15 protein-coding genes are annotated in these 12750 nt (G+C 65.7%); 3 read left to right on the top strand and 12 right to left on the bottom strand.

The features are described 5' to 3' along the window. Positions 1–35: 35 nt before the first annotated feature. The 4 genes from CWS35_RS09715 to CWS35_RS09700 all read right to left on the bottom strand — a co-directional run bounded on the left by CWS35_RS09715 (position 36) and on the right by CWS35_RS09700 (position 4144). On the bottom strand, positions 36–872 hold the full coding sequence (locus tag CWS35_RS09715; protein ID WP_145987221.1) for a hypothetical protein: 837 nt from the start codon (positions 870–872) through the stop codon (positions 36–38). 38 nt (positions 873–910) lie between these two features. Then, positions 911–1210 carry a hypothetical protein gene (locus CWS35_RS09710; protein WP_024578883.1) on the bottom strand — a complete coding sequence of 100 codons (300 nt, stop codon included), beginning with the start codon at positions 1208–1210 and terminating at the stop codon, positions 911–913. A 145-nt stretch (positions 1211–1355) separates the two neighbouring features. After that, positions 1356–3440: a tetratricopeptide repeat protein gene (locus tag CWS35_RS09705; protein ID WP_100956194.1), complete on the bottom strand. Its 2085-nt coding sequence runs from the start codon at positions 3438–3440 to the stop codon at positions 1356–1358. Between the two features lie 107 nt (positions 3441–3547). Continuing rightward, positions 3548–4144: a TetR family transcriptional regulator gene (locus CWS35_RS09700; RefSeq protein WP_157817104.1), complete on the bottom strand. Its 597-nt coding sequence runs from the start codon at positions 4142–4144 to the stop codon at positions 3548–3550. Positions 4145–4237: 93 nt separating this feature from the next. On the opposite strand from CWS35_RS09700, the gene CWS35_RS09695 reads away from it, so the two are divergent. The 3 genes from CWS35_RS09695 (at position 4238) to CWS35_RS09685 (ending at position 6350) form a co-directional block, all read left to right on the top strand. Beyond that, positions 4238–4999 carry an SDR family NAD(P)-dependent oxidoreductase gene (locus CWS35_RS09695; RefSeq protein WP_100951760.1) on the top strand — a complete coding sequence of 254 codons (762 nt, stop codon included), beginning with the start codon at positions 4238–4240 and terminating at the stop codon, positions 4997–4999. Between the two features lie 81 nt (positions 5000–5080). Further along, positions 5081–5545, top strand: a complete 465-nt coding sequence (locus CWS35_RS09690) for an Rrf2 family transcriptional regulator (RefSeq protein WP_024578879.1) — start codon at positions 5081–5083, stop codon at positions 5543–5545. Continuing rightward, entirely contained in the window at positions 5532–6350 is an 819-nt protein-coding gene (locus tag CWS35_RS09685; RefSeq protein ID WP_245438929.1) for a class I SAM-dependent methyltransferase, read from the top strand. The genes CWS35_RS09690 and CWS35_RS09685 overlap by 14 nt, the downstream gene beginning before the upstream one ends. A gap of 286 nt (positions 6351–6636) precedes the next feature. Here CWS35_RS09685 and mscL read toward each other — a convergent pair whose 3' ends face one another. The 8 genes from mscL to CWS35_RS09640 all read right to left on the bottom strand — a co-directional run bounded on the left by mscL (position 6637) and on the right by CWS35_RS09640 (position 12726). Then, positions 6637–7056, bottom strand: a complete 420-nt coding sequence (mscL, locus tag CWS35_RS09675) for a large conductance mechanosensitive channel protein MscL (protein WP_024578876.1) — start codon at positions 7054–7056, stop codon at positions 6637–6639. A 74-nt stretch (positions 7057–7130) separates the two neighbouring features. Continuing rightward, positions 7131–7412: a hypothetical protein gene (locus CWS35_RS09670; RefSeq protein WP_100951757.1), complete on the bottom strand. Its 282-nt coding sequence runs from the start codon at positions 7410–7412 to the stop codon at positions 7131–7133. A gap of 78 nt (positions 7413–7490) precedes the next feature. Then, positions 7491–7895, bottom strand: a complete 405-nt coding sequence (locus tag CWS35_RS09665) for a DUF3597 domain-containing protein (protein WP_024578874.1) — start codon at positions 7893–7895, stop codon at positions 7491–7493. Between the two features lie 272 nt (positions 7896–8167). Next, positions 8168–8668: a Rab family GTPase gene (locus CWS35_RS09660; RefSeq protein WP_024578873.1), complete on the bottom strand. Its 501-nt coding sequence runs from the start codon at positions 8666–8668 to the stop codon at positions 8168–8170. Beyond that, entirely contained in the window at positions 8668–10410 is a 1743-nt protein-coding gene (locus CWS35_RS09655) for an OmpA family protein (protein ID WP_100951756.1), read from the bottom strand. Before CWS35_RS09655 ends, CWS35_RS09660 begins: the two co-directional genes overlap by 1 nt. Before the next feature lie 2 nt (positions 10411–10412). Then, entirely contained in the window at positions 10413–10778 is a 366-nt protein-coding gene (locus CWS35_RS09650) for a hypothetical protein (protein ID WP_244442115.1), read from the bottom strand. Between the two features lie 159 nt (positions 10779–10937). Beyond that, on the bottom strand, positions 10938–11594 hold the full coding sequence (locus CWS35_RS09645; RefSeq protein WP_024578870.1) for a response regulator transcription factor: 657 nt from the start codon (positions 11592–11594) through the stop codon (positions 10938–10940). Between the two features lie 61 nt (positions 11595–11655). Continuing rightward, on the bottom strand, positions 11656–12726 hold the full coding sequence (locus CWS35_RS09640) for a histidine kinase (RefSeq protein WP_100951755.1): 1071 nt from the start codon (positions 12724–12726) through the stop codon (positions 11656–11658). Positions 12727–12750 lie beyond the last annotated feature (24 nt).

Raw genomic sequence — 12750 nt, 5'->3', positions numbered from 1 at the left:
CGTGGTCGCCGCGGGCAACAACCGCCGCTGCCTGATCAGCGGAGGCTGTTGCGCAGAATCTGAAGCTGCGTATTGATCGAGCTGGTCAGCAGTTGGTTTAGGAACTCGTGCGCGTAGGGATTGCTGATGTCCCTCCGCCATGGTCGCTTGACGATCGCTGGCATCGGCTTGCCCGCATTGGGACCGCGCGCAAAGGCAACCGTGATCTTGTCCGTGTTGACCTGCGACAAACTTCCCAATGCTCCCGGCCCGGTAAAGTTCACGAGTTGCCAGGTCGGCCCGATCGCGCTCAGATTCTTCGTGATCACGAACGTGATTGTTCCGCCGAACACCCCGCCCGGCGTCGCTAACGTAATGGTGTCGTCGCGGCGAGGCGTCAGTGCGGCCATCGCCACGAAATCGCTGAGGCCCAGCCTTCCCGATAGATTGGTATCTGCGGGCGGGCATTCATGGAGATTCGTGCCGCTCTTCCATTCGCGATAGATTTCCCGCGTCGACAACTGAATGTTCTCGGTGAAGGTATGGTCGCGTGACCCACTGAGAGTGCCGCTGACGTTGAATGTGAACGACGTCGGCGGATGAAGGTAGCTCATGTTTGGCGCCAAGCCGCCAGTATCATTGACCTCAACCGATAGCGATATCTCGGCATCGTAGTCTCCGTTCAGGAGAAATCGTCCGTGAAATGCGGCCACGTCGTCGCTATCATCGCGAACCATCTCCTTGATCTCGCACTGGATGCGATCAACGATCGACTTCACCGTCGGTTGGCCGGCAGAATCATATGGAACATCGTAGATCGGTACGGCACATCCGCTGAGGAACGAGGCACACAAAGCTGCAGCAGCAAGCATTCCCGGTTTTGCGGGTGACATGGCAATCTCTCAAAAAAAATGTTCTGGTCGTCAATCGTTCAGGCGCAAGAGCCTTCGACCCAGTTCGCAACCGAACCGGGATGAGCATTGGCAATCGCGTTACATTCGGCTTCGGTGACGCCCGAGATATCGCGATCGGGCACGCTGGGAGCCGCTATGGTGCAGCACCCCTTCGGATGTGCGGCCGCGGCCCTTGTCGTTGCGGCCTGCGGCAAGGCCGCCGTCATTCGCGGCTTCCCTGCGGCCTTTGCTTTCTTGGCCTTCCTTGCCTTGACCTGCTTACTTGCCTTGACCGGCTTCTTTGCCTTGCCGGCCTTCCGTGCCTTGGCTTTCTTCATCAGACCCCCAGCCGATGCGATCGTTGCAATGATCGGTTTCCGCATTCGGCGCGCACGCGGGGGAAGCTTCAATATGTTTTGTTGCAACTTTAGAATTTTTCAATCATATGTTGCATCAAATCCACATTCCCGTGTCCGGTGAGCTCTACGACGCCGGCGGCAGCAGCAATTTGTGCGCACCTCGTGCCACCCGCGCCAGCTCGTCCGACATCCGCGCCAGCACGCCGTCCCAGGCCTGCGGCTTGTCCTGGCGGAACAGCCGCATGGTCGGATACCAGGGCGTGTCGGCGCGATCGCGCAGCCAGCGCCAGTCGAGCGCGTACGGACACAACATCCAGACCGGGCGGCCGAGCGCGCCGGCGAGATGCGCCACCGAGGTGTCGACGGCGATGACGAGATCGAGCGAGCAGACGGCCGCCGCGGTATCGGCGAAATCGCCGAGCGTCGGCGCGAGGTCGACGATGTCAGCGGCAAGCCGCCGCAGCACCGGCGTATCGTCCGGGCGCGGCTCCTTCTGCAGGCTGTAGAGCTGGACGCCGGGCGTCACCAGCCGCGGCAGCACGGCATCCGCCGATAGCGAGCGCTGGCGATCGCCCTTGTGCCTCGGATTGCCGCTCCAGACCACGCCGACCTTCAGCGCGGAGACGTCGTTCAACGCTTCGCGCCAGCGCGCGAGCTTGACGGCATCCGCTTGCAGATAGCAGATCGCCGCGGGGATGGTCTCGACGGTGGTGCGGAAGATCCGCGGCAGACTGAGCAGCGGCAGTTGCAGATCGAACGGCGGCAATGGCTCGCCGCGCGCGAACACCGCGACATCGGGCAGCATCGGGCGCAGCAGCGACACCAGCGCCGGCTGCACTTGCAGCAAGATCCGGCCGCCCCTGTCCGCCAGCATCGGCACGTAGCGGACGAAATTGATGGCGTCGCCAAGCCCGTATTCGGCGAACAGCAGCAACGTGCGGCCTGCGAGCGGCTCGCCCTGCCATTCCGGCTCGTCGAACACGGGATCGCCATCGCTCAGCATCTTGGCCTTGCGGCGCCACTGGTATTCCTCGAAGCCCTCCTCGAACTCGCCATTCATCAGCAGGAAATGAGCGTGGTTGTAATGCGCGAGCGGCTGCTGCGGATCGAGCGTGATGGCCCGGCGCGAGGCCACCAGCGCCGCGTCGATGTCGCCGGCATTGCGCAGCGCGACCGCCAGATTGGCGTATCCCCTGGCGAAGTCGGGGTCGAGCTCGATGGCGCGCCGATGCGCGGCCACCGCGGCATCGACCAGGTTCTGGGCCTCGAAGATGATCCCGAGATTGGTATGCGCGGCCGCATGGTCCGGCTTGATCGCCAGCGCGAGTTCGGCGCACGCGATCGCATCATCGACCTCTCCGAGCTCGAACAGGCAGGCGCCGAGATTGTTGAGGATGACATGATCTGACGGGTCGCGGGCCGAGACCTGTCGATAGATGCGGACGGCTTCGTCGCGCTCGCCCGCCTCATGCAACACCATGGCAAGCAGGCGTTGCGGAGCGAGGTTGACCGGATCGAGCGCGATCGCGCGGCGATAATGCTGGATCGCATCCCGCAGCCGGCCCTGGCGATAGCTTGCCGCGCCGAGGCCGCTGTGCAGCCCGGCATTGCCGGGTTCGGTGCCGAGCCCGCTGCGATAGGCCGCGACGGCGGCATCGAGCTTGTCCTGATCGGTCAGCACGTTGCCGAGATTGAGCCAGACCCCGCAATAGGCTGGATCGCGCGCGATCACGTCGCGATAGGCCTGTTCCGCTTCGATCAGCTTTCGCTGCCCGGCCAGCGCGACGGCCAGATTGAACCGCGCCCGCGTCAGGCCGGGATCGAGTGCGATCGCGCGGCGAAATGCGGCCTCGGCCTCGTCGAAGCGCGACAGGTCGCACAGCGCAGCACCGAGCTTCATGTGGAGGCCGGTATCACGCGGCCGCAGCGTCACGCCACGCTGGAACGCCGCCACCGCGCCCTCGTGCTCGCCCTTCACGGCGAGCGCATCGCCGAGCGTGCCGAACGCGGGTCCATGATGCGGATCGAGGCTGAACACCCGGCTCAGCAGCACCGCGCCTTCCGCGGCGCGATCGGTCACGAAGGCGATCACCGCGGACAGATGCAGCGCCGGGACATGATCGGGATCGGCGGTGAGGATGTCGCCGCACAGCGCGCCGGCCTCCGTCGCGCGGCCCGCGCCATAATGCGCAACCGCATCCAATAGCATCCGATCAACCGCCGCATTGCCCACGATACCACCCCGCCGTCATGACCCCGATGGGGATTAAACGGATGGCGCCGCCAAATCCGGCACGCGAATATCGGACAGGCGTGTCAGATCTTGCGACGGGTCGCGAGGCGCGATGCTCCGGATCCGGGCCTCGTTTGGTCGAGGCAATCCTGAATGGCTTTGCCGAGCCGCATCACGATCAATTCAGGATCACCATGATCAATCGCCGGCGAGCGGAGCGCGGCACGCAGCACGGCAAAGCCGAGCACATAGGACGTGATCAGCGCCGCGCGCAGCTCGGCTTCTGCACCGTCCATGCGCTCCGCCAGCGGCTTGACGAAATGAGCATGCAGCGCATGCGACAGGATCGAGGCCGCGACGGGACTGCCGACGGAGCGAAGCAGGAACGCGAACTCGTCGAAATCCGCGGCAGGCGGCTTCTCGATCGGACCCAGCAAATGCCTGGCGACGCGCGCACCGAGGCCGTGCAGCGGCCCCTCGAAGGCCGGCTCCAGGCTGAAGGCGCCGTTGGCAATTTCGGCGAACAGGATCTCCTTCGACCCGAACAGCCGCGGCAGCATCGCAGGATCGACGCCGGCATCGGCAGCCATCTCGCGGACACCGACCGTGTCGTATCCGGCGCGGGTGAAGGCTCGCCGCGCAGCCGCAAGGATGCGGGCACGGCTTTCTGCCGCGGACAACCGGACCGGCCTGCGCCCATTATCAACAGTCGTTGACATTCCTCGGAACCCACGCTATCTGCTTCATCAACACTCGTTGATAAATGAGGTCACATGACAAATCCAGACCAATCGTCCGATCTTTCGGGACGGATCGCCCTCGTCACGGGGGCAAGCAGCGGCATCGGCCGCGCGACGGCGGCGCGGATCGCCAGATCAGGCGCGCAGGTGATCGTGGCCGGACGCGATGCGCCGCGCCTTGATGCTGTGATGCGCGAGATCGGCGCAGGCGCGGAAGCCGAATTGGTCGATCTCGCCGAAGCCCGCGAGATCGCAAGCCTGATGCAGCGTGTGGCCGCGCGCCACGGCCGGCTCGATATCCTTGTCATCAATGCCGGCGTTTCGAATGCTCCCGAGATCGGCGAACTGACGCCCGCCAGCTATGACAGGCTGATGGACGTGAACGTTCGGGGAAGCGTGTTCACTTTCGTCGAAGCGCTGCCGCTGCTCGCCGACGGCGCATCCGTCGTGTTTGTCGGCTCGGTCGCCGGTCGCAAAGGCCAGCCCGGCGATCCGCTCTATGCGGGCAGCAAAGGCTTTATCCGCGCCTTCGTCCGCAATGCCGGAACATCACGCGAGCTGATGGCGCGGCGCATTCGCGTCAATGTCGTATCGCCGGGACCGATCGAGACCCCGCTGACCGAACGGGCAACCGCCGATGTTGCGATCCGTCGTTATGTCGAGAGCCTGATTCCGATGGGCCGCTGGGGAGGCGCCGAGGAAGTGGCGGAAGCGATCCGCTTTCTCGCCTCACCCGCAGCAGGTTTTACGACCGGCGCGGAGCTCACAGTCGATGGCGGCATGGCCCATGCCTGACAGCGACCCGGCCAAACCCCGCCGGCTCGCCCGCCATCGTCCCTCTTGACGACGACCCCATCATGTAACATATGAAGTTACATGATCCGCGATAGCCGCCTGTCCAGCGTCCTGCATGGCCTGCTCCACATGATCGGAGCAGGCGAGCCGGTCACATCAGAGCAACTGGCGCAGGCGATGGCCACCAACCCGGTGGTGGTGCGCCGCGTGATGGCGGGCCTGCGCGAGCAGGGCCTGGTCCGCTCCGAGAAGGGCCATGGCGGCGGCTGGACCTTGGCGCGCGATCCCGCCGCCATCACGCTCGCGGACATCTATCGCGCGGTCGGCGCGCCCACCATCGTCGCGATGGGCCACCGTTCGGAAAATCCCGGCTGCCTCGTCGAACAGGCCGTCAACGACGCGCTTTCCGGGACGTTTCGCGAGGTGGAGGCGCTGTTCCTGAAGCGGCTCGGCGCGGTGACGCTCGAAGCGCTCGCCAGGGATTTCAAGCGCCGGCTCGCCAAACACAAACAAGGACTCGAGGACCAGATTCATGCAGTCAAATGAGCCGGCGAAGCCGCTACCGTTCCACGATCCTGCGCACTGGGACAAGATGGTTGCGACCTACGAGGCGCAGTCGCAACCATTCACGACACATTTCGCCGAGGCCGCAGTCGCGCTGCTCCCGATCGGCCCGTCATCGAAAGTGCTCGACGTCGCGACCGGCACCGGTGTCGCGGCGCTGGCCGCCGCCCGCACCGGTGCTGCGGTTACCGCGATCGACTTCTCCGCCGGCATGGTGGCGCGGGTCCGTGCGCATGATGTGGCGAATATCGAGGCACGGCAGATGGACGGCCAGGCGCTCGATCTGCCGGACGCCGCTTTCGATGCGGTGGTGTCCGTATTCGGCGTGATGCTGTTTCCGGACTGGCGCGCCGGCTTGCGTGAGATGGCGCGGGTGACGCGATCAGGCGGATCGGCGGCGATCGCGGTCTGGAAGAGCGCCGATGGTGCCGCCGTGCATCTGCTGCTGTCGCAGGTCATCCGGCGGCTCTATCCTGAGAAGGTCACGCCGATGCCCTGCACCGGTCTCGCCGAGCTCGCCGACCCCGACCGCCTCAGTGCCGCGATCGCCGCCGCCGGCTTCGCTGATCCTGTCGTCACCGAGGTCACCCGTGACTTCGAACTCAGTGTCGGCAACCCCGGCGAGATCGAGAAATTGTTCGAATTCATGCCGCATTGGAGCGGGCTCGATGCGGACCAGAGCGCGGCAGTCGCGCGCACCTTCCGCGCCGAGATCGAACGCGGACGGGTTGGCGACAGCTTCGCGATTCCCTCGACCGCGCTGATCGCGAGCACTGTGCGCCGTTAATTTCGCGGATCATCCGCCAGCCAGCGTGGCCGCCGCTCCCGCTGTCGGCCGCGCGAGTGCTTGTCGTCCAGCTCTTTCGTGTCACTCGGTGGCCGCAGACCGGGACTGTTGGCCCAGCGATCGATTTCCTCGATGACCCGCCGGTGGCTCGGCCGTAGCGTCGACGGGCCACCGGGCTCTTGCGAAAGCTTTCGGGGCAGCTTGACCTGTTCTGGCATGGCTGGGCTCCAAGAGCTGGACATTGCGCAGTACACGCGCGGCGATCGTGTCGCCGCTTGAAGACGTTCTACGCACGCGACTTCAGCAGATCGCGAATCTCGGTGAGCAGCTCCTGGTCCCTGGTCGGCTTCGGCGGCTCGGCCGGCGCCGCGGGCGCTTCGCGCTTGAGCTGGTTCATGAGACGAACAACGATGAACAGCACGAACGCCACGATCAGGAAGTTGAGCGTCAGGGTCAGGAAATTGCCCCAGGCCAGCACCGCGCCCTGCTTCTTGGCATCGGCCAGGTTGGTCGCCGTCACCGACTTCGAGAGCGCCGTGAAATAGTTGGAGAAGTCGAGCCCGCCGCTGACCGCGCCGATGATCGGCATGATGATGTCCGCCACCATCGACGACACGATCGCCCCGAACGCCGCGCCGATGATCACGCCGACGGCGAGATCGACGACGTTGCCCTTCATGGCAAATTCCCTGAATTCCTTCAGCATGTGATGTCCTGTTGCAAAGGCTGTGGCGCGATCCGGCACCGTTGGTCGCCGGCCGCAACGAAGGCGCGGAAAAATTATCGGTGGTCTGCCGGCTTCGCCGGCGCCGCAGCGGATTGCGCAGGCGCGGCCTGCTCCCACGGCGCGGGCAGGATGACCCGCGCCGGCGGCGGGGTCTGCGCGGCGCGCTGCACGGTCGCATTCGCCGGCCGCGGCACGTCGCCGCCGCTATCGGCATTGACGACGGCGATGCTGACGCCGAGCGCCAGCGCGACGAGGCCGAGCCCCGCGCCGATCAACGCGGCGAACCGCGCGACGCCGGTCTGCCGGTCCAGGATGGCAAGATGAGATGAGGTCATCGCAACTGCTCCTCACGCAATACACATGGTTTGGAGCCGCGCGAGGCGCGAACGCCCCGCACGGCTCGAGGCAGGTCGTCAGGTCTTGATGTCGGCCGGCAGCTTGCCGCCATTGGCAGCCAGCTTGGCCATCACCTGCTGATGCAGCCAGACGTTCATCGCGGCGGTGTTGTTGGTATCGCCGGTGTAGTGCAGCTCCTTGGCGAGCTCCTTGCGCGCAGCAAGGCTGGAGTCGAGGCCGAGCGCCTTCATCAGGTCGACGATCGAGGTCCGCCAGTCGAGCTTCTCGCCCTTGGCGGCGGCCGCCTTGTCGACGATCGCGGCGACGTCAACCGTCTGCGCGGCAGGCGTAGCGGGCGCAGCCGACGGTGTCGACGCCGGCGCCGCTCCGGGTGCAGGTGCCGCAGTCGCTGTGGTCTCAGCCGTCTTGGCCTGGGCGCCGTGGCCAAAGATTGCGCCCATGATGCTTCCAAAAATACTCATGTTCTCTCGCTCCGTGCGCCCGAGACACTGCTGGCCTCATGGCTGGTTCCGGTGACGGAGCGGACGATAGGCAGGCCATTGGCCGAGTGGAAGATGACCATCGTCACTATCGGAGTGTGGGAGGGCGTGGTGCAGTCGGGGAGAGAATCGTGCGGTCGTGCGCCGCACGTCGAGAGCGTTTCATCGTACGCCCCACGTGCGATGAAGTCAGCCGTCCCGGCCCGATTCGCCAGCCCCGAGAAGTCGGGACGGCTGACACCAAATTGCGCGAACTAGAGCTGACGGCGACGGATGGTTTGCGCGAGCTCGGCAATGCTTTCCGCGATGCCGACGCCGGTCTTGGCGCTGACCGACCTGACGCTGGACTTGCCGAGCTCGGCGATCACGCCCGCGCTGCCCGCGGCCTCCGGCAGGTCGATCTTGTTCAACAGCGCCCTGTACGGCCGGCCGGGGAAGCGCGCCTCGAAGCCGCGCACCAGCTCGACCATGCGGGTCACGGTCTGCGGTCGCGTCACGTCGGACACAATGATCGCGGCCGACGCGCCGGTGACATAGACGGTGTCGAAAATCTGCGTGCCGAAATCACCGTCGGTGTCCCACAGCACGAGGCGGGTCGGATCGCTACCATCCGCCGCGACCACGTCATGGCTCAGGATCTCGACGCCGAGCGTCGATTTGTACTGGCCCTCGAACCGATTGTAGATCAGCCGATAGAGGATCGAGGTCTTGCCGACCCCCATATCGCCGAGCAGCATGACTTTCGCGGTGAGCATCAGCGCGCCACTTCGCCTCGATAGACCGTCTCGAACGCCACCCGGCGGTTGCCGCCGACGGTGGCGTCGGGCCGATCGGTGATCGGCATCGTCGCCGCGCGCGACACCAGGATCAAGCGCGACGGATCGACTCCGAGCGCGGCCAGCCTGCGCTGCACCTGCTCCGCGCGCTTGCGCGCCAGCGTCCGGTTGGTGCCTTCGGTGCCGCTCTGATCGGCATAGCCGACGATCCTCACCCTGAGATCGTTGTTCGCCAACAATCCGGCCAGTTCGCGAAGCTGCTGCTCGGCCTGATCGTTGTCGAGGAATTCGTCGGCGTTGTTGACGAAGAAGATGGCGGTGGAGGCGATGAAGCGGTCGAGCCGCGCCGCTGGCCCGTCGGTGACGGATTGCAGCTTGGCATATTGCTCGCCGAGCCTGGCGTACTGCTCGCCGAGCTTGTCATATTGCGCGGTCAGCCCTGCATAGCGCTGCTCGCCCGACTTCGCCTGCGCGCTCATCGCCTCGCGCATCTGGTCGAGGCTCGTCTGCAGGCGCGTCAGGCTCGCCGCGATGCTGGCCTGTGACGCCGCGACCTGATCCGGCGCGGATACCAGACCGATGCGGTTGACGATCTTGTAAGGCGCAGCGGCCGTTGCGAGCACCTCGAGCAGCGGCGCGGTCTTCAACTGGCTCGGCTCGATGCCCGAGACCGCGACGCTGGACTTGCCGTGATCGAAGTCGAGCCGCAGCGGGAACGTGGCCAGCAGCGGCTGGTTGGCGGCGAATTGCTCCAGCGCCGCATGGGTCCGCCGCTCCAGCAGGCCGCGTGTCACCGACATCGCAGCAAGCCAGAGCAACAGCGCGGCGACGGCGGCGAGCACCGCGATCAGGATGACCTTGCCGCGCCGGCTCGCGATCCTGGGCGGCGCGTCGTCGGTCTCGATCGCAGCGACCAGCGCAGCGAGCATCGGGGCATCGCAATCCGCGCCGCGGTCGATGCGCTCGATCGCATCGAAGAACAGCGAATTGATCCTGGCATTGTCCGCCGGGCGCAGCGGGCCCAGACATTCCGCCGCCAGGATGAAGCGGGGCGAGGCGCGCAGCGCGATCTGCCGGCCGCCGAAATCGAGCGTTTGCAGATTGCCCTCGCCGGCGAGCGCCTGCACCGAGAATTCCAGGATCGCCGCCACCATCGCGCTGAGCAGATCGGCGCGCTCGTCGGGGGTCGCGTCGCGCTTCCAGTCGGCGATCAGGCGACCATTGCCGCGCTCGATGATCAGCAGGCGGTTGACCTGCGGCGGGCTGTCGGCCAGCACGAACTCGCTGATCGGGCGTCCCGTCGCCAGCGACTTGATCCGCCCCACCCACAATTGCGCCGAGGTCAGCGCGTTGATGCGCTGCTCGAGCGAGGCGACCACTTCCCGGAACGCATTCGCGACCGCGGCGCTGACCAGGCGGCCGACGATCGGATAGAGCGCCTCGATCATCTGCTCGCGCGAATTCTTGATCTCGTTCCTGATCGCGGAGACCACGACCGGCGCGATCGCGGTCGCGAGTTCGCGCGGCCGGTTGACCTCGGCGCGCTCCAGCGCCTCCACCAGGATGCCGGCGGTTGCGGTCTCCAGCCGGTCGGCGTTGCCGACATAACGCTGCAACGAGTCGAGTTCGGCCTCCAGCGACGTCAAGCGCGTCGCTTCGGGCTGAAACAGCAAAGTCCTGAGCTGCTCGATCTCGCGGTTCTGGCCGGCAGCGGCTGCCATGGCTATTTGCCCGTGCGGCCCGATCCCAATCCGCTGATGGCCGCGCCGAGCTGGGTGATCGCCGCGCCGACATCCTTCAGCGAGTCGAGGCGCTTCTGCTCGGTATCCCGTTCGAGATCGGAGAGCCTCGCCTGCAGGGCGGTGACCTCGTTGGTGAAATCCGCCTGCATCTGCTTCAATTGCGCCTGCATCTCCTCGCGCAGGCCCGCGAGGTTGGTCTCGATCGAGCGCTGCGCGCCGCCGAACAGAAGATCGCGGACCTGATCGATCGCGGCCATGCCATGCGCCGCCGAATCCGCGCCGTTGCCGGCCGCCGCGGCGTCTGCCAGTCCATCCGTGCCCTTGGTCTGGCGGTCGATACCCTTCATGGTCAATCCCTGCTTACTCATAGCTGCGCAACCCGGACTTGCCGCGTCAAAAAGCAAATCCGGAACAATCCTATAGCCAATTTTATGGGCGCGGCCCAGAGAAAGGCGAGCAATCTCAGCCGGATCAACCGCTTGGTGTGCGGTCGCGGGCAATTATTTCTAGTAAGTTATTGCCTTTATTGCCAGTTCCGTACGGTTCTTGACCTGGCATTTCTCCAGGATCGTGCTGACATAGTTCTTCACGGTTCCCTCGGCCAAATGCAGCCGCTCGCCGATCTCGGTGTTGCTCTTGCCCTCGACGATCAGGGTCAGAATTTCGTTCTCCCGCGCCGTCAGCCCGTCGCGGACCGGCAGCTTGGCGGAGACGCGTGGACCACGCAGCCGCTTGAATTCGTCGAGGATGCGCGCGGCGACGCCGGGTGAAAGCCCCGACTGGCCGTTGATCACGGCGCGGATCGTGCCTGCGATCTCCTCCATCCTGGCATCCTTCAGCAGATACGCCTTGGCACCCGCGCTCACCGCCTCGAAGATCAGATCGTTGGTCTCGAATGTGGTCAGCACCACGACATGGGTCTGCGGCAGCTCGCGCAGAATCCGCTGGGTCGCGGCGATACCGTCGACACGCGGCATCTGGAGGTCCATCAGGATGACGTCCGGCCGATAGCGCCGCGCGAATTCGATGGCCTGCTCGCCGTCGGACGCGCCAGGAAGGATCTCGAAATCCTCGTTCTGCTGGGCGAGCAGCGTCGCGATCCCTTCCCTGATCAGCGTCTGATCCTCGGCGATCAGCACCCGCACCTTTTCAATCTTGCTCACGGGCTTCCGTCATCCTCTCGAAGCGCTTCGCTCGAACAGCTCTCAATGCGAAGCAATCACATCAATCGGCCAGCACGCCGGCCGACGCCGCCGGCGGCACCGCCACGGGGAGCGAGATCCGGACCAGCGTTCCCTGCCCCGGTGCGCTCTCCACCGCGCAGCTTCCGCCGACGAGTTCAGCAAATTCGGCCATTCCGATCAATCCGAAATGTCCTGGTGCCGGGACCGCGGGATCGAAGCCGCGGCCGTCATCGCGGATCTCGACGACGAGCCTTCGGCCGATCGCGGCCGGCGCATCATAGGCGTGGAAGGAGACGCGATGCGCCTGCGCATGGTTCTGAACATTGCGGAGCGCCTCGCTGAGGATGCGCTGAACCGTCAGGCCGCAATCGCGCAATCCGGCACGCGCCGGCTCGTCGATCTGGATCGAGACCCGGACGCCGCTGCGTGTGGCGAAGTCGCTCAGCAGTCCCTCGACGTCCGGATCGAGCTTCATATCGTCGGGCGTGCGCAAGCGCTCGATGGCTTCACGGGCGCGCGCGAGCCCGCTCGCGGCGGCGTCTTCGGCCGTCGCAAGGCTGTCGGCGAGGCGCGCGGGATCGGTCGACAGATAGTGCCTGATCAGCCGGATCTGGGTCAGCAGCGCCACGATCGAATGCACCAGCGTATCGTGCAGATCGCGCGCCAGGCGAAGCCGCGTCCGCGCCAGCGAGGCAAAGCGCACCTCCGCGCTCGCCGCCTCGAGCTGCTGCTCCATCAGGCGCCGGGCCCGGCGCTCGCTGCCGAGCAGCGTTTCGACCTGGCGTCCGGCGAAGTCCGGCATCGCGATGACGAAATAGTGCGACTGCGTGGCATTCCACAGCACGACCGCCGTCATCGGCTGCGCAATGTCGGGCGATGCGCCACGCACGCCAGCGAGCGCGATCATGTCGCGCTGGCCACCGGCAAGCGCCGCCAGTTCGGCCTCCATACCAACCAGCAGCATGCACTCGCAGCAATCGACGCCGATCGCGGGAAGCCATTCGACCAGCCGTCCGATCTTCCGCTGCATGCCGCGGTCAGCGCCGATGACGGCGAGGCCGATGACATCGGCTTCGGCGGCCGCAAGCAAGTCCGCGCTCAGATCGATCATGCGTTGCCCATCCGCTTAGCGACC

It is taken from the genome of Bradyrhizobium sp. SK17, assembly GCF_002831585.1.
GTDB lineage: Bacteria > Pseudomonadota > Alphaproteobacteria > Rhizobiales > Xanthobacteraceae > Bradyrhizobium.
Note: the sequence above shows the minus strand (reverse complement) of the source record. Positions and strands in the feature narration are given on the sequence as shown.